The organism is Rathayibacter sp. VKM Ac-2762 (genome assembly GCF_009866585.1).
Classification (GTDB): Bacteria; Actinomycetota; Actinomycetes; order Actinomycetales; family Microbacteriaceae; genus Rathayibacter.
Map to the genome: position 1 here is coordinate 267,519 of NZ_CP047419.1, position 16,406 is coordinate 283,924.

The following is a 16,406-nucleotide window of genomic DNA, read 5'->3' on the forward strand; positions in this document are numbered from 1 at the left end:
ACCCGCGGGGGTGCGAGGAAAGGGGGATGATCCGCCCGCGGGCCACAGGGGTGTCCGGCAGGAGCCGGCTCGGTCAGGGGGATCAGGCCGCCAGCGGCAGCTTCTCGGCGAGGAGCCGGAGCCGCAGGGCCTGGAGCTCGGCGGTCAGCTCCGGCGGCAGCCGGTCGCCGAACCGCGTGAAGAACTCCTCCGTGAGCGCGCACTCCTCCAGCCACGCCTCCACCGGGACGGAGAACAGCTCCTCCTTCTGGGCCGAGGAGAGCAGGAGCCCGTGCGTGTTGATCGCGACCGGCAGGTCGCCGAGGGGGCTCCGCCGCGCCTCCGCCAGCCCCTCCAGGCGGCGGACGAGCCACTGCAGCACCCGCGCGTTCTCGCCGAAGCCGGGCCAGAGGAACTCGCCGCCCGCGTCCTTACGGAACCAGTTGACCTGGAACACCGCCGGCGCCGCATCGCCGAGCTCAGCGCCGATCGCGAGCCAGTGCGCGAAGTAGTCGGCCATGTTGTAGCCGCAGAAGGGGAGCATCGCGAACGGATCGCGGCGCAGCTCCCCGACCGTGCCCTCCGCGGCCGCGGTCTTCTCGGAGGCGACGGTCGCGCCCAGGAAGACGCCGTGCTGCCACGAGGTGGCCTGCGTGACCAGCGGGACGTTGCTCGCCCGTCGGCCCCCGAAGACGATCGCGTCCAGCGGCACGCCCTCGTGGGCGTCCCAGTCGGCGGAGAGCGACGGGCACTGCGCGGCCGGCGCGGTGAAGCGGGAGTTGGGGTGCGCGGCGGGCGTGCCGGACGCCGGCGTCCACGGCTGCCCGCGCCAGTCGGTCAGCCGCTCCGGTACCTCGTCGGTCAGGCCCTCCCACCACACGTCGCCGTCCTCGCGGAGCGCGACGTTGGTGAAGATCGTGTTGCCCCAGAGCGTCTGCACGGCGTTCGGGTTCGAGCTCTCCCCGGTGCCGGGAGCGACGCCGAAGAAGCCCGTCTCCGGGTTCATCGCCCAGAGGCGTCCGTCCTCGCCGCGGCGCATCCAGGTGATGTCGTCGCCCAGCGTCTCGACCCGCCAGCCGGGGATCGCGGGCTGCATCATCGCGAGGTTGGTCTTGCCGCACGCGCTCGGGAAGGCGGCGGCGACGTGGTAGCGCCGTCCCTCGGGCGAGACGATGCGGATCAGCAGCATGTGCTCGGCGAGCCAGCCCTCCTCGCGCCCCATCGCCGAGGCGATGCGCAGGGCGAAGCACTTCTTCGCCAGCAGGGCGTTGCCGCCGTAGCCGGAGCCGTACGAGACGATCTCGCGCGTCTCCGGGAACTGGGTGATGTACTTCACGGGGCTGCACGGCCAGGCGACGTCCTCGCGGGTGACGCCGTCCGCGTCGCGGAGGGGCAGCCCCACGGTGTGCACGCCGCGGACGAACGGGGTCTCCTCGGTGAAGGCGGCGAGCGGCTCGGAGCCCACGCGCGCCATGATCCGCAGGTTCAGCACCGCGTAGGCCGAGTCGGTGACCTGGACGCCCAGCTGCGAGAGCGGACCGCCGACGGGCCCCATCGAGAACGGGACGACGTACATCGTCCGTCCGCGCATCGCTCCGTCGAGGAGGGGAGCGAGCTCGGCTCTCATCGCGGCGGGCTCGCGCCAGTTGTTGGTCGGTCCCGCGTCGGCCTCGTCGGTCGTGCAGATGAAGGTGCGGTCCTCGACCCGGGCGACGTCGTCCGGGTCGGTGCGGGCCAGGAACGAGCCGGGCCGCCACTCCGGATTGAGCGGGAGGAGCGTGCCGGAGGCGACGAGCCGCTCGGTCAGGCGGTACCACTCCGCGGGGGAGCCGTCGCTCCACTCGATCGCGTCGGGCTGGAGGATCGCGGCGGTCTCGCGCACCCAGCGGCGGAGGGCGAGGGGCGCCGGCGGCACGACGGGCGCGGGGACGGACGTCGGCGCGGTCATGGTGCTCGGCTCGAGTCGGACGGTGTTGCTGTAGATGCTCATGCTGGCTCCGCTTTCGGTGGTCGTCGTCGACGGGGGTGGGGAGTCGCCGGCCGCAGCCGGGAAGAGGCCGGCCAGGCCGGGAGGGGCGCTCAGTGGCGCCCGAAGCCAGGATGGAGGAGGATAAGGAGGTATTCCCGGCGCTGAGGCGGTCAAGAAACCGTCTTTTTGCGCTTTCGTCACAACCGACGGCTGGAGCTCGCCGTGACCGATCCCTCGACACCCGCCCCGGGCTCCGACGCCGTGCTGCTCGGGCAGCGCCTGCGCCACTTCCGCACCCGGCGCGGACTGACCCTCGGGCAGCTCGCCGAGCGCGTCGACGTGTCGGGGAGCCAGCTCTCGCTGATCGAGACGGGCCGCCGCGAGCCGCGCCTCTCCCTCCTGCAGCGCCTCGCGGCCGCGCTCGGCGTCGAGCTGGCGGCGCTGCTCTCGGACGAGCCGCCGAGCGAGCGGGCCGCGCTGGAGATCGAGCTGGCGCGCGTGCAGAAGGGGTCGCTGTACCGCTCGCTCGGCCTGCCCGAGTTCAAGGTCAACAAGGGGCTGAGCACGCCCGTGCTGGAGGCGTTCCTCGGCGTCTACCGCGAGCTCGCCCGTCGCCGGAGCGAGGCGAGTGCCACACCGGAGGAGGCGCGCCGGGCCAATACCGCCCAGCGGCTCCAGCTGCGCGAGCGCAGCTCCTACCTGCCTGAGATCGAGGAGGTGGCGGGCGAGATGCTCCGGACCGTCGGGCACCGCGGAGGAGCACTGACCCACAGCTCCGTCTCGAAGATGGCCCGGCACCTCGGCTTCGAGATCATCCACGTCGGCGACCTGCCGCACTCCGCCCGCTCGGTGATCGACCTCGCGAACGGCAGGATCTACCTCCCGCCCGCCTCGATCCCCGGGGGTCACGGCCTGCGGGCGCTGGCGCTGCAGGCGATGGCGCACCGCCTCCTCGGGCACGAGCGGCCGGTGACCTACGCCGACTTCCTCCGCCAGCGCCTCGAGATCAACTACTTCGCCGCCGCCTGCCTGATGCCGCTGGAGCCGGCGGTCGCGTTCCTCCAGGAGGCGAAGCGCGAGCGGGACATCTCGGTGGAGGACTTCCGCGACGGCTTCGGCGTCACCCACGAGGCCGCCGCCCTGCGCTTCACGAACCTGCTCACCTCGCACCTCGACATCCGGATGCACTTCCTGCGGGTGCTGGGAGACGGCTCGATCCAGAAGGCCTACGAGAACGACGGGCTGCCGCTGCCGACCGACGTCACCGGGGCCGTCGAGGGCCAGGTGGTCTGCCGCTACTGGTCGGCGCGCTCCGCGTTCACCCGGACCAACCGGACGACGGAGTACTACCAGTACGTCGACACCCCGGCGGGCACCTTCTGGTCTGCGTCGCAGACCGGCACGACCGCCACCGAGGAGTTCTCGATCACCGTGGGCGTCCCGTTCGCCGAGGCCCGCTTCTTCCGAGGCCGCGACACCGACCGCCGCGAGCTCTCCCGCTGCCCCGACGAGACCTGCTGCCGGCGTGCCCCGTCGGAGCTCGCCGCGCGCTGGGACGGCAACGCCTGGCCGAGCGCGCGCCTGCACGCGCACGTGCTCGCGCCGCTCCCGTCGGGGACCTTCCCGGGCATCGACGACGCCGAGGTCTACGAGTTCCTCGACGCGCACGCCCGTGAGTCCTGACCGCTCCCGCGAGACGCCGCTCCGGTGCGCCTGTGTCGGCGTGCCGCGTACCCGAGCGGCGTCCCGTGGAGGGGGCGGGAGGCGTCAGTCCGAGATGAGGGCGCGGGCCGTTCCCTCGTCGAGGATGAGGTCGGTGATGAGGCCGGCCGCCAGGGCGCCGCGCAGGCCCGGCAGCTTCGAGGCGCCCGACACGACGCAGATCCGGCGCGACGCGCGGCGCACGGTGGAGAGGTCCGGACCGCTTGCACGTTCGTTCATGGGGATGTCGTCCCAGCTGCCATCGGACCGGTAGAACACCGTCGCGACGTCGCCGACGACCCCGGAGCCGCTGAGCGAGGTGAAGTCGCTCGGCTCCAGGTAGCCGCCGATGTAGACCTTCGAGGGGACCGCCGCGAACGGCGACCCGAGCCCGAACAGCGCCACGTCCATCCGCTGCTGCAGCTCCAGGACCCGTCGGGTGGAGCGCTCGCGCCACACCGCCTGCTTGGTGGTCGGGTCGTCGAAGAACGCCGGCACCGGGAACTGCTGGACCTTCGCCGCGTAGGCGTCGCCGAAGCGGCGGAGGATCTCGCTCGAGTAGTTGATGCCCGTGGTCTCGGTGTTGCCGGCGCCGTTCAGCTGCACGATCTGCGTGTTGTGCGTCTCCTTGGCGATCAGGTGGCGGCTGATCGCGCTCATCGTGGAGCCCCAGGCGATGCCGACGATCATGTTCGAGTCGATGAACTGCCCGAGGATCCTCGCTGCGGACAGGGCGACCCGCTCGAGCCGGTCGATCTCGCTGGTGTGGTCCGGCACCGGCACGATGTGCGCCGTGATGTCGAAGTGGGACCGCACCTCGGCCGAGAGGGCGCTCGCCCGGTCGAGGGGGGAGCGGATCTGGATGTCGACCAGGCCGGTCGCCCGGGCGTGCGAGAGCAGGCGCGAGACGGAGGAGCGCGACGTGTGCAGCTCGTGCGCGATCGCGTCCATCGTCAGATCCTGCATGTAGTACAGCTGGGCCGCACGCAGCGCGTCCCGCGTCTTGTCGGGATGGGTCGCGTGGGTCGTCTCGTCGAGTTCGACGACCGGTCTCACCGGGGTCATAGCGCTCCCTGCACGGATTTCCACCCGTCTTGACCGGATGTGTTGTCGGGTCAAGGATGGCTGTATTCCTCCGCGAAATCAATCGGTCATCTCCCCGGTGCACGCTGGTGCGGAGGCCTCGACGACACCCCTACGACACGAAGGCGAGTACGAAGTGGCACAGTCCGACGGAACTCCCGGAAACTCCGCTCTGCGCGAGAGCGTCGCTGCTCTCCGCGACAACCCCCGCGCCACGGTCCTGGTCATCGGCGGTGGCATCAACGGCATCGGGACCTTCCGCGAGCTCGCGCTCAACGGCGTCGACGTCGCCCTCGTCGAGCGCGGCGACTACGTCTCCGGTGCCTCGAGCGCCTCGAGCCACATGATCCACGGCGGCATCCGCTACCTCGAGAACGGCGAGTTCCGACTCGTCAACGAGGGCGTGCACGAGCGCAACGGCCTGCTGAAGATCGCTCCCCATTACGTGAAGCCGCTGCAGACGACGATCCCGATCTACTCGACGTTCTCGGGCATCCTCGCGGCTCCGCTGCGCTTCCTGACCCACAAGTCGGGCAAGCCCCAGGAGCGCGGCGCGCTGCTGATCAAGGTCGGCCTCACGATGTACGACTTCTTCTCCCGCGACGGCGGCACGGTCCCGCGCCACCAGTTCCACGGACGCAAGCGCTCGCTGAACGAGCTCCCCAAGCTCGACCCGAAGATCAAGTACACCGCCACCTACTTCGACGCCTCCGTGCACGAGCCCGAGCGCCTCGCGCTCGACGTGCTCCACGACGCGCTGATCGGCGGCAGGAAGGCCCGCGCGGCCAACTACGTCGAGGCCGTCGGCGCCGACGAGAAGGGCGTCGTCCTCCGCGACCGCGAGTCCGGCGAGGAGTTCACCTTCGCGGCGGACGTCGTCGTCAACGTCTCCGGACCGTGGACCGACTTCACCAACACGGCCCTCGGCACGTCCACGACATTCATGGGCGGCACCAAGGGCTCGCACATCGTGCTCGACAACCCCGAGCTGGTCGAGGCCTGCGAGGGACGCGAGATGTTCTTCGAGCACAGCGACGGACGCATCGTCCTCATCTACCCGCTCAAGGGCCGCGTGATGGTCGGCACGACCGACATCGACGCCGACCCCACGAAGCCGGCGGTGTGCACGGAGGAGGAGATCGACTACTTCTTCGAGCTCGTCAACCACGTCTTCCCGGCCATCCGCGTGGACCGTTCGCAGATCGTCTTCAAGTTCTCCGGCATCCGCCCGCTGCCCCGCCACGACGACGAGGCCCCGGGCTTCGTCTCCCGCGACTACCGCATCGAGCCCTCGACGCTCCCCGGCAACGGCTCGCCCGTGCTCAGCCTGGTCGGCGGCAAGTGGACGACGTTCCGCGCCCTGTCGGAGCACCTCTCGAACGAGGTCTTCAAGCGGATCGGCGTGACCCGTCGCGTCTCCACCGTGAAGACCCCCATCGGAGGCGGCAAGGGCTTCCCGCGCACCGACGCGTCCCGCGCGCAGTGGATCGGCCAGCACCGCTCCGGGCTCTCCTCGGCCCGCACGGGCCAGCTGCTCGAGCGCTACGGCACCCGCGCGCAGGAGGTCATCGAGGCCCTGGCCGACGGACACGACGAGGCGCTCGACTTCGACAAGGACTTCACCACCGGTGAGATCCGCTACCTCGCCCAGCGCGAGAGCGTGGTGCACCTCATCGACCTGGTGATGCGCCGCACCAACCACGCCTTCACGGGCGGCCTGAGCCGCGAGCTCCTCGAGGAGCTCGCCGAGCACACGGGCGCCGTGCTGGGCTGGGACGACGCCGCCCGCGCGTCGGAGGTCGACGCGACCATCGCGCACCTCAAGGAGTACAACGGCGTCGACGTCGGGGGCACCTCGGTGCAGACCCCGACGGCCGTGCCCGCCTCCTGATCGGCGATCAGGCGCGGATCGACGGAAGCCCCGGACCGAGGACCACCTCGACCGGGGCTTCCGTCGTGACAACGCACAAACGTGCACGCGCCGTTCCTTGTCGCTAGGACAGGGCGCCGATAACTTCACACCGTCGGGCATCGAAGCCCGCCGCGGACGCCTGTGCGCGTCCGTCTTAGGAAAAGGAAAAGGTCAACGTGGACAATCTCGGAGTGGTCTTCCTCGCCGAAGTCGTGGGAACGGCCATGCTCGTGCTCCTCGGCTGCGGTGTCGTCGCCAACGTCGCGCTCGTGAAGAGCAAGGGTCTCAACGGCGGAACCCTCATGGTCAACATCGGCTGGGGCTTCGCGGTCTTCGCCGGTGTGATCGTCTCGTACAACTCGGGGGCGCACCTCAACCCCGCGGTCACCCTGGGCCTCGTCGCGAGTGGAGCGACCGAGTTCGGTTCCGGCGTGCCCGTCGACATCGTCTCGATCCTCGTCTACATCCTCGCCCAGATGATCGGTGCGATCCTCGGTGCCGTCTTCTGCTGGCTCGCCTACAAGCAGCACTTCGACGAGGAGCCCGACGCGGCCAACAAGCTCGGCGTCTTCTCGACCGGCCCGGCGATCCGCTCGTACGGCTGGAACTTCGTCACCGAGGTCATCGGCACCTTCGTCCTCGTCTTCGTCGTCATCGGCTTCGGCGGCGGACGTCAGGGCGACGGCGGTCTGGCCGCGCTCGGCGCGCTGCCCGTCGCCATCCTGGTGATCGCGATCGGCGCCTCCCTCGGCGGCCCGACCGGCTACGCCATCAACCCCGCCCGCGACCTCGGCCCCCGCATCGCGCACGCTCTCCTGCCGATCAAGGGCAAGGGCTCGAGCGACTGGAGCTACGCCTGGGTGCCCGTCGCCGGCCCGATCGTCGGTGGAGTGCTCGCGGGCCTCGCCTCGCTCGTGCTGCTCCCGGTCCTCTAGACCGCCGCGCTTCCTTTCACCCCCGTTACGAAGGAGTAATCATTCATGGCTGACTACGTCATCGCTATCGACCAGGGGACCACGTCGTCCCGCGCGATCATCTTCGACAAGAAGGGATCGATCGTCTCCACCGGCCAGAAGGAGCACGAGCAGATCTTCCCGCGCGCCGGCTGGGTCGAGCACGACCCGATCGAGATCTGGAACAACGTCCGCGAGGTGATCGGCCAGGCTCTCTCCCGCGCCGACCTGACCCGCCACGACATCGCCTCCGTCGGCATCACCAACCAGCGCGAGACCGCTGTCGTCTGGGACAGGACGACCGGCAAGCCGGTCTACAACGCGATCGTCTGGCAGGACACCCGCACCCAGTCGATCGTCGACCGCCTCGCGGGCGACGAGGGCGCTGACCGCTTCAAGTCGATCGTGGGCCTCCCGCTCGCGACCTACTTCTCCGGCACCAAGATCGTCTGGATCCTCGAGAACGTCGAGGGCGCGCGCGAGAAGGCCGAGGCGGGCGACCTGATCTTCGGCACGACGGACACCTGGGTCCTCTGGAACCTGACCGGCGGCATCGACGGCGGCGTCCACAAGACCGACGTCACCAACGCCTCCCGCACCCTGTTCCTCGACCTCGAGACCCTCGAGTGGCGCGACGACATCCTCGAGGCCTTCGGGGTCCCGAAGTCGATGCTCCCCGAGGTCTGCTCCTCCTCCGAGGTCTACGGCCACGTCGAGTCGTCGTCGCTGCTGCGCGAGGTCCCGATCGCCGGCATCCTCGGCGACCAGCAGGCCGCGACCTTCGGCCAGGCGGCGTTCGACCCGGGCGAGGCGAAGAACACCTACGGCACCGGCAACTTCCTGATCTTCAACACGGGCACCGAGATCGTCCACTCGAAGAACGGTCTGCTCACCACCATCGGCTACAAGCTCGGCGACGGCGAGGTGCACTACGCGCTCGAGGGCTCGATCGCGGTCTCCGGCTCGCTGATCCAGTGGCTGCGCGACAACCTGGGCCTCATCGGCTCGGCCCCCGAGGTCGAGGCGCTGGCCGCCACGGTCGAGGACAACGGAGGCGCGTACTTCGTCCCCGCCTTCTCGGGTCTGTTCGCCCCCTACTGGCGCTCCGACGCCCGCGGAGCCCTCGTCGGCCTCACCCGCTACGTCAACAAGGGCCACATCGCCCGCGCCGCGCTCGAGGCGACCGCCTTCCAGACCCGCGAGGTCCTGGACGCGGTCAACGCCGACTCCGGCGTCCCCCTGCAGGAGCTCAAGGTCGACGGCGGAATGATCGCCAACAACCTGCTCATGCAGTTCCAGGCCGACATCCTCGGCGTCCCGGTCATCCGACCGGTCGTCGCGGAGACCACCGCGCTCGGAGCGGCCTACGCGGCCGGTCTCGCGGTCGGCTTCTGGGAGAACCTCGACGACCTGCGCCAGAACTGGCAGGAGGACTCGCGCTGGACCCCGCAGATGGACCAGGACGAGGCCGCCCGCCAGTACCGCCTCTGGAAGAAGGCCGTCACCAAGACCTTCGACTGGATCGACGAGGACGTGCAGTAGTTCCTTCCGCGGCAGTCCCTGCCTGCCGCGGCGCGGTCGGCTCATCGAGGTGGTCGCGTCTCGGGGAGCGGGTTCCGTCCGGCTAGGGGACAACGCTGACACGCGTTCTCCCCGTTCGCCTCGTGCGGCGAGCGGATGATGTGCGTCCGTTCACGGTGATGCGCCCTGTCCGACCCTCGGGTCGGGTGGGGCGCTTCGTCGTTCCGACGACGGCGCAACGGCTATCGCAACGGGGTGGTTCGGGGACACCCGTGCTGGTCGAGTGGTCGCCGCAGACGGCTCATCGAGACCCGGCAATTCGGACCTGCATGCTGGTCGCGTAGTCGCTGCAGGTGGCTTATCGAGACCCGGACCGGGCGGGGCCTCAGTCCGCCGACAGCCCCAGCTGCGCGTCCAGCTCGTCCAGGGAAGCGATCCGGCGCACGCCCAGCTCGACCGCCTCGGGCGGCAGCTCGCGGCCGTGCTCGGGACCGCCGACGCGGTCGAGCCAGACGCCGCGCAGGCCCGCAGCGGCCGCTCCGACGGCGTCGGTGCCGAGCCGGTCGCCGACGTAGAGGGCCTCCTCCGGAGAGACCCCGAACCGCTCGCAGGCGATCGCGAAGATCCGCGCGTCCGGCTTGGCGACGCCGACGTCGCCGGAGGCGATCACGTGCTCGAAGCGACCGGAGAGGCCCGTACCCTCGATCTTCCCCCGCTGGAAGTCGAGCACGCCGTTGGTGATGACGCCGAGGCGGACTCCGGCGGCGTCGAGCCGGTCGAGGACGGGCAGCGCGTCGTCGTGGAGGGTCCAGGCGGCGACGTAGTGCTCGAGGTACCCGCGGAACCAGGAGCTCGCCTCCTCGGGAGTCAGCCCGACTCCGGCCTCCGCGGCGAAGTCCGTGGCGCGCGCCCGGCGCTGGCCCTCGTAGTCGAGCTCGCCCGCGAGGTAGCGGTGGTAGTGCTCCTCCTCGAGCAGGTGCCAGCGGCGCTGCACGTCGGCCGGTTCGCCGGCGTAGGCGGCGCCGAGCGAGGCGGCGTACGCGACGATCCCCTCCCGCACAGCGCGGGCATGGGCGAAGAGGGTGTCGTCGAGGTCGAAGAGCGCGAGCCGCAGCACGGCCGCCTCAGCGGACGCGGCGGAGGAGGCCGACGGAGTCGTAGACGGCGGCGAGCGTGCGCTCCGCGGTCTCGGACGCGCGGTCGGCGGCGAGGGAGAGGACCCGGTCGAGCTCGGCCGGGTCGGCGAGCAGCTCCGCGGTCCGCGCGCGGATCGGGTCGAAGGTGGCGGCGACCACCTCGACGAGGCCCTTCTTGAGGTCCCCATAGCCGCGGCCCGCGTACTCCTGCTCCAGCGACTCGACGGAGCGGTCGGCGAGGACCGAGTAGATCGTCAGCAGGTTCGAGACGCCGGGCTTCGCCGCCCGGTCGAAGCGCACCTCCGACTCGGTGTCCGTCACGGCGCGCATGATCTTCTTCGCGGTCGCCTTCGGCTCGTCGAGCACGCTGAGCAGGCCCGCGTCCGACTCCGCCGACTTCGACATCTTGGCGCCCGGGTTCTGCAGGTCGAAGATCTTCGCGGTCTCGCGCACGATGTGGGGCTCCGGCACGGCGAAGGTCTCGCCGAAGCGCGAGTTGAAGCGCGCGGCGAGATCACGGGTGAGCTCCAGGTGCTGGCGCTGGTCCTCGCCGACCGGCACCGCGTCCGTCTGGTACAGCAGGATGTCGGCCGCCATCAGGATCGGGTAGGTGAACAGGCCCACCGAGGCGGCCTCGGCACCCTGCTTCGCCGACTTGTCCTTGAACTGCGTCATCCGGCTGGCCTCGCCGAAGCCGGTCAGGGTGTTGAGGACCCAGGCGAGCTCGGCGTGAGCGGGCACGTGGGACTGGATGAAGAGGGTCGAGCGCGCGGGGTCGATGCCCGCGGCGATGTACTGCGCGGCGGTCGCGCGGGTGCGCTCGCGGAGCTGCTGCGGATCCTGCGGGACCGTGATCGCGTGCAGGTCGACGACGCAGAAGTAGGCGTCGAAGTCCTCCTGCATCGCGACCCACTGGGTCAGCGCGCCGATGTAGTTGCCGAGGTGCAGCGACCCGGAGGAGGGCTGCATGCCGGAGAAGATGACGGGCTTGGCGCCCGGGGTGCTGGGAGTCATGGGTGGCCTCGAGGGGTCGATTCGCGGGGGAGAGGGTCAGAGCTCGTAGTCGACGACCACGGGGGAGTGGTCGGACCAGCGGGTGTCGTAGGAGGCGGCGCGGTCGACCTCGTAGCTGCGGGCGAGGTCGGCGAGCGCGGGCGTGGCGAGCTGGTAGTCGAGGCGCCAGCCGGTGTCGGTGTCGAAGGCCTGGCCGCGCTGCGACCACCACGTGTACGGTCCGGGCACCTCGCCCGCGAACCGGCGGCCGAGGTCGACCCAGCCCAGTCCGGCACCGGCGTTGTAGTCCGGGTCGCCCTCGGCGCCGACGAAGCGGTCGACGTAGGCCCGCTCCTCCGGGAGGAAGCCGGCCTTCTTGACGTTGCCCTTCCAGTTCTTGATGTCGAGCGTGCGGTGGCCGACGTTGAGGTCGCCCATCACCACGGCGAGCTCGCTGTGCGCCCGGATCTCGGGCAGGCGCGCCTCCATCGCGTCGAGGAAGCGGTACTTCTCGACCTGCTTGGGGGTGCCGACCTCGCCGGAGTGGACGTAGGTGGAGACGACGGTGAGCGAGCGGCCGCCGACCTCGTAGTCGGCCTCGAGCCAGCGTCCGGCCGAGTCGAAGTCGTCGGCGCCGAACGTCACGCGGTGGATCGTGGCGCGCCTGCGCGAGGCGAGAGCGACTCCGGCGCGCCCCTTGGCGGTCGCCTCGTCGTGCAGCACGTCCCACTCGTCCCCGAGGAGCCCCGTGAGGTCGTCCGTGGAGGCGCGGACCTCCTGCAGGGCCAGGACGTCGACGTCGCGGGCGGCGAGCCAGTCGCCCATCCCCTTGCGGTAGGCGGCGCGGACGCCGTTCACGTTGACGGAGGCGATGCGGAGGGTGCTGCGAGTCACCGGAGCAGTCTATTCGGAGCCGCGGAGCGGGCCGCCCGGCAGCGCTCGCACCCCGGAACGCGGAAGCCGGCGGCCGCCTCGCGCGACTCCCTCGGAGAGGGGGAGGAGCGCGGAGGCGACCGCCGGCGGGACCGCTCAGGACGGTCGGTCGGAGGGGATCAGGCGGGGACCGCTTGCGCGGTGGCGGGCTCGGGCACCTCGGCGACCACGGGGGCGCGCTTGATGCTCTTCGCGATGATCACGCAGACGGCCGTGACGACCATGCCCACCAGAATGGCGACCAGGTAGAGGATCGGCTGCCCGACGAGCCCGGTGACCCAGACTCCGCCGTGCGGGGCGCGGAGGGTGGATCCGAAGAGCGCGACGAGCGCACCCGTGACGGCCGAGCCGACCATGGCGGACGGGATCACGCGCAGCGGGTCGACCGCGGCGAACGGGATGGCCCCCTCCGAGATGAAGGACGCGCCCAGCAGGTAGGCGGCCTTGCCGTTCTGGCGCTCGGCGTCGGTGAACAGGCGCTTGCGGAGCGTCGTGGCCAGGGCCAGACCCAGCGGCGGGGTCATGCCGGCGGCCATGACGATCGCCATCACCTTGAACTGCACGGAGTTCGGGTCGCCGTCGGCGGGGACGGAGGCGAGGCCGGTGGTCGCGAAGGCGTAGGCCACCTTGTTGACCGGACCGCCCATGTCGAACGCCATCATGAGGCCGAGGATGATCCCCAGGATGATCAGGTTGCCGCCCGAGAGGCCCGAGAGCCAGGACGACAGGCCCTCGCTCAGTGCGCGGAGCGGCGCTCCGAGCACCACGAACATCAGGAAGCCGGTGATGAAGGTGGCGATCAGGGGGATGATCACGACGGGCATCAGCGACTTGAACGCCGCGGGGAGCTTGATCCGCGAGATGTAGAGGGCCGCGTAGCCGGCGATGAAGCCGGAGGCGAGGCCGCCCAGGAAGCCCGCGCCGACGGTGACCGCGACCGCGCCGCCGAGGAAGCCCGGCGCGATGCCGGGACGGTCGGCGATGCCGAAGGCGATGAAGCCCGAGAGCACCGGCACCAGGAACGCGAAGGTCGCGCTTCCGATGAGGAACATCACTCCGGCCCAGTCGGTGATGTTCGCGACGTTGAAGCCGTCGTCGATGATCTGCTGGGCCGTGAAGTCGACGATCCGGTAGCCGCCGAACAGGAACGACAGCGCGATCAGCAGACCGCCCGCCGCGACGAACGGGATCATGTAGGAGACGCCGGTCATCAGGTTCTGGCGGATGCGCGTGCCGACGCCGACCTTCTTCGGCGCGGCGGGGGCCGCGGCCGGAGTCGAGCGGGCGGGGGCGGACGCGGCGGAGCCGGAGCCGCGGAGGGCCAGAGCACGGTCGAGGACCTCGTCCGGCTTGGACAGGGCCTCGGCGACGCCCACCTGGAGGATCGGCTTGCCGGCGAAGCGGTCCTTGCCGCGGACCTCGAGGTCGGCGGCGAGGATGACGACGTCCGCGGCGGCGATGTCGGCCGCGGTCATCTCGTCCGAGCCGGCCGCACCCTGGGTCTCGACGTGGATCGGGTAGCCGCGCTTCTTCGCGGCCTGCTCGAGCGCCTCCGCCGCCATGTACGTGTGGGCGATGCCCGCGATGCAGCTGGTCACGGCGACGAAGCGCGGGCCGGAGGCGGGGCTCGCGGCCGGCGCGTCCTGCACCTTCGCCACGGCGCGGTCGATGACGTCGGCCGCCTTCGCGAGCGCCTCCGACGTGCCCACCTCGAGGGTGGGCTTCCCGGCGAAGCGCTCCTTGCCGCGGACCTCGAGGTCGGCGGCGAGGATCACGACGTCGGCGTCGGCGATGGTCCGGTCCGACATGGGATCGGACCCCGCGGCGCCCTGGGTCTCGACCTGGATCTCGTACCCCTTCTTCTTCGCGGCCTGCTCGAGGGCCTCGGCCGCCATGTAGGTGTGCGCGATGCCGGCGATGCAGCTGGTGACGGCGACGATCCTCATGAGACGACGACCTCTCGGGCGATGATGTCCGCGACCTCCTGGCCGCTGGCGGCGGCGCGGAGGGAACCGGTGAAGGACTCGTGGATCAGCTTGCGGGCGAGCTGGGCGAGGATCTTGAGGTGCGCCTGGTCGGCGCCGTCCGGAGCCGCGATCAGGAAGATCAGGTCGGCCGGGCCGTCGGGGGCGCCGAAGTCGACGCCCTGCTTCGCGATGCCGACCGCCACGCTGGGCGAGACGACGTGGGAGGAGCGGGCGTGGGGGATCCCGATTCCGCCGGGCATGCCGGTCGCCATCTGCGACTCGCGGTCGCGGACGTCGGCGAGGAAGCCGTCGAGGTCGGTGACGCGGCCGGCGTCGGCGAGCGTCTTCGCGAGCTGCGCGGTGGCCTCGTCCTTCGTGGCGGCGGTGAGGTCGACGATGACCGTCGACGCCTCGGTGAGAGCAGTCATGCGCTCAGTTCTCCAATCGGGAGGGTGGGGTCGGGGTTCTCGACGACGGAGACGTCGTCGAGGCGGAGGGAGTCGGGACCCGGGGCTTCGCTGCCCGGGAGCTGGACGGCGGCGGTACCCCATGCGACTGCTGTCGCGAGGCGCTCCGCCTCCGTGGCGTCGACGGCCGAGAGGTAGCCGGCGAGCGTGCTGTCGCCGGCGCCGACGGTGCTGAGGGGCACGACGGCGGGGGCGCCCGCCCACCACGACGCGTGCGCCGTGACGAGGAGGGCGCCGTGCTCTCCGAGGCTGACGAGCGCTCGCGCGTCGGGCAGCTGCAGGAGTTCACGGGCTCCGGCGACGACGTCTCCGACCGTCGTCAGGGAGCGGCCGAGGAGCTCCTCGAGCTCCTCGAGGTTGGGCTTCACCAGGGTGGCGGTGCCGGCCGCGATGATCGCGGTCAGGGGGGCTCCCGAGGTGTCGACGGCGAGGGGGACGCCGAAGTGCAGGGCGAGGCGGCCGAGGGCGGGGTAGAAGTCCGCTCCCAGTCCCGGGGGGACGCTGCCGCAGGCGACGAGCCAGCGGGGCGAGGCCGAGACGTGCTCGCCGATCAGCTGGGAGAGGGCGCGGGCCTCCTCCTCCGTGACGGCGGGGCCGGGCTCGTTGATCTTGGTGGTGCGGCCCGTCCGGTCGTCGACCACGGTGATGTTGGTGCGGATCGGGTGGGCGATCGCCGCACTGGCCGAGCGGACTCCGGCGGCCCGGAGCATCGTGGACAGGTCGAGGCCGGTGGAGGCGTCGGCCGGGTAGACCGCGGTCGCCTCGACGCCGTTGCGCGCGAGGGCACGGGCGACGTTGACGCCCTTGCCGGCCGGGTCGCGCCGCACGTCGTGCGCACGGTTGACCTCGCCGACGGCGAAGCCGCTCGTGGAGAGGGTGACGTCGATGCTCGGGTTGGCGGTGACGGTGACGATCATGCGCGGACGACCTCCGGGCCGGCCGACTCGATGTCGTCGGCGAGCTCGTCGTCGACATCGGCGTCGGTGATGACGGTGTCGACCGCGGACAGCGGAGCGACGTGCCCGAAGTCCTGACGGCCGAACTTCGAGTGGTCGGCGAGGACCACGACCCGGCGCGCGGAGGCGATGATCGCGGACTTGACGACGGCCTCGTCGAGATCGGGGGTGGTGAGCCCGCGCTCGACGCTGAGGCCGTTCGTGCCGATGAAGGCGACGTCCACCGAGACCGTGGAGAGGGCCTGGGCGGCCCACGGTCCGACGGCAGCCTGCGTGACTCCGCGCAGGTGCCCGCCGATGAGGTGGAGGTCGATGTTGGGCCGGCCGACGAGCGCCATCGCGACGGGGAGGGAGTGGGTGACGACCGTCAGCCGGCGGTCCAGGGGGAGCAGCTCCGCCAGCCGCACCGTGGTGGTGCCGGCGTCGATGGCGATCGAGCCGCCGTCGGGCACCTCGGCGAGGGCCGCGGTGGCGATGCGGTCCTTCTCGCCGGCGAGGTGTCCCTCGCGGGCGGCGACCTCGGGTTCGATGCCCAGGCGCTCGACGGGGATGGCGCCGCCGTGCGCACGGCGCAGCAGGCCCCGCTTCTCGAGGCTGGTGAGATCGCGGCGGATCGTCTCCGGCGTCACGGCGAGGGAGAGGGCGAGGTCGCGGACCTCGACGCGCCCGTCGGTGCGGGCGCGGTCCAGGATCGCCTGGTGCCGCTCCGGTGCGTACATGTGGACTCCGTCGTCTCGCCGTGGGTGGTGCGCCGGATCCGCGGTGTCGTTGCCGACCTCGGATCTGCGTTTACCTCTTTTTAGACCCGTTCAGGAGGGAAGTCAACAGAAACGGAC

At 71.1% G+C, this 16,406-nt stretch carries 13 protein-coding genes; 4 read left to right on the forward strand and 9 right to left on the reverse strand.

What is annotated here, in order from left to right; genetic code table 11:
* Positions 1-82: 82 nt before the first annotated feature.
* Positions 83-1,927 (reverse strand): phosphoenolpyruvate carboxykinase (GTP), encoded by a 1,845-nt coding sequence (locus tag GTU71_RS01400; protein ID WP_159941059.1) that lies wholly within the window; start codon positions 1,925-1,927, stop codon positions 83-85.
* 243 nt (positions 1,928-2,170) lie between these two features.
* Between GTU71_RS01400 and GTU71_RS01405 the strand changes: the two genes are divergently transcribed.
* A complete protein-coding gene (locus GTU71_RS01405) occupies positions 2,171-3,631 on the forward strand; it encodes an XRE family transcriptional regulator (protein WP_159939142.1) in 1,461 nt (486 codons plus the stop codon).
* Positions 3,632-3,715: 84 nt separating this feature from the next.
* On the opposite strand, the gene GTU71_RS01410 is transcribed toward GTU71_RS01405, so the two are convergent.
* Positions 3,716-4,714: a sugar-binding domain-containing protein gene (locus GTU71_RS01410; RefSeq protein ID WP_104223198.1), complete on the reverse strand. Its 999-nt coding sequence runs from the start codon at positions 4,712-4,714 to the stop codon at positions 3,716-3,718.
* Positions 4,715-4,868: 154 nt separating this feature from the next.
* On the opposite strand from GTU71_RS01410, the gene GTU71_RS01415 reads away from it, so the two are divergent.
* From GTU71_RS01415 to glpK, 3 genes are all read left to right on the forward strand, one after another.
* Positions 4,869-6,623, forward strand: a complete 1,755-nt coding sequence (locus GTU71_RS01415; RefSeq protein WP_244230601.1) for a glycerol-3-phosphate dehydrogenase/oxidase — start codon at positions 4,869-4,871, stop codon at positions 6,621-6,623.
* Positions 6,624-6,820: 197 nt separating this feature from the next.
* The gene (locus GTU71_RS01420; RefSeq protein WP_104246698.1) at positions 6,821-7,579 is read left to right on the forward strand and encodes an MIP/aquaporin family protein; all 759 of its coding nucleotides are present in this window, start codon (positions 6,821-6,823) and stop codon (positions 7,577-7,579) included.
* Between the two features lie 45 nt (positions 7,580-7,624).
* A complete protein-coding gene (glpK, locus tag GTU71_RS01425; protein ID WP_104223195.1) occupies positions 7,625-9,139 on the forward strand; it encodes a glycerol kinase GlpK in 1,515 nt (504 codons plus the stop codon).
* Between the two features lie 364 nt (positions 9,140-9,503).
* Here glpK and GTU71_RS01430 read toward each other — a convergent pair whose 3' ends face one another.
* The 7 genes from GTU71_RS01430 to GTU71_RS01465 all read right to left on the reverse strand — a co-directional run bounded on the left by GTU71_RS01430 (position 9,504) and on the right by GTU71_RS01465 (position 16,289).
* Positions 9,504-10,235 (reverse strand): HAD family hydrolase, encoded by a 732-nt coding sequence (locus GTU71_RS01430; protein ID WP_104268395.1) that lies wholly within the window; start codon positions 10,233-10,235, stop codon positions 9,504-9,506.
* Positions 10,236-10,242: 7 nt separating this feature from the next.
* On the reverse strand, positions 10,243-11,268 hold the full coding sequence (gene trpS, locus GTU71_RS01435) for a tryptophan--tRNA ligase (protein WP_104232840.1): 1,026 nt from the start codon (positions 11,266-11,268) through the stop codon (positions 10,243-10,245).
* A 36-nt stretch (positions 11,269-11,304) separates the two neighbouring features.
* Positions 11,305-12,141, reverse strand: a complete 837-nt coding sequence (locus tag GTU71_RS01440; RefSeq protein WP_104263197.1) for an exodeoxyribonuclease III — start codon at positions 12,139-12,141, stop codon at positions 11,305-11,307.
* 158 nt (positions 12,142-12,299) lie between these two features.
* Positions 12,300-14,126, reverse strand: coding sequence for a PTS fructose-like transporter subunit IIB (locus tag GTU71_RS01445; protein ID WP_104232839.1), 1,827 nt, complete (start codon positions 14,124-14,126; stop codon positions 12,300-12,302).
* Positions 14,123-14,575, reverse strand: a complete 453-nt coding sequence (locus GTU71_RS01455; RefSeq protein WP_097166616.1) for a PTS sugar transporter subunit IIA — start codon at positions 14,573-14,575, stop codon at positions 14,123-14,125. Before GTU71_RS01455 ends, GTU71_RS01445 begins: the two co-directional genes overlap by 4 nt.
* On the reverse strand, positions 14,572-15,531 hold the full coding sequence (locus GTU71_RS01460) for a 1-phosphofructokinase family hexose kinase (RefSeq protein WP_104288990.1): 960 nt from the start codon (positions 15,529-15,531) through the stop codon (positions 14,572-14,574). Before GTU71_RS01460 ends, GTU71_RS01455 begins: the two co-directional genes overlap by 4 nt.
* The gene (locus GTU71_RS01465; RefSeq protein ID WP_104283330.1) at positions 15,528-16,289 is read right to left on the reverse strand and encodes a DeoR/GlpR family DNA-binding transcription regulator; all 762 of its coding nucleotides are present in this window, start codon (positions 16,287-16,289) and stop codon (positions 15,528-15,530) included. The genes GTU71_RS01460 and GTU71_RS01465 overlap by 4 nt, the downstream gene beginning before the upstream one ends.
* Between the last annotated feature and the right edge of the window lie 117 nt (positions 16,290-16,406).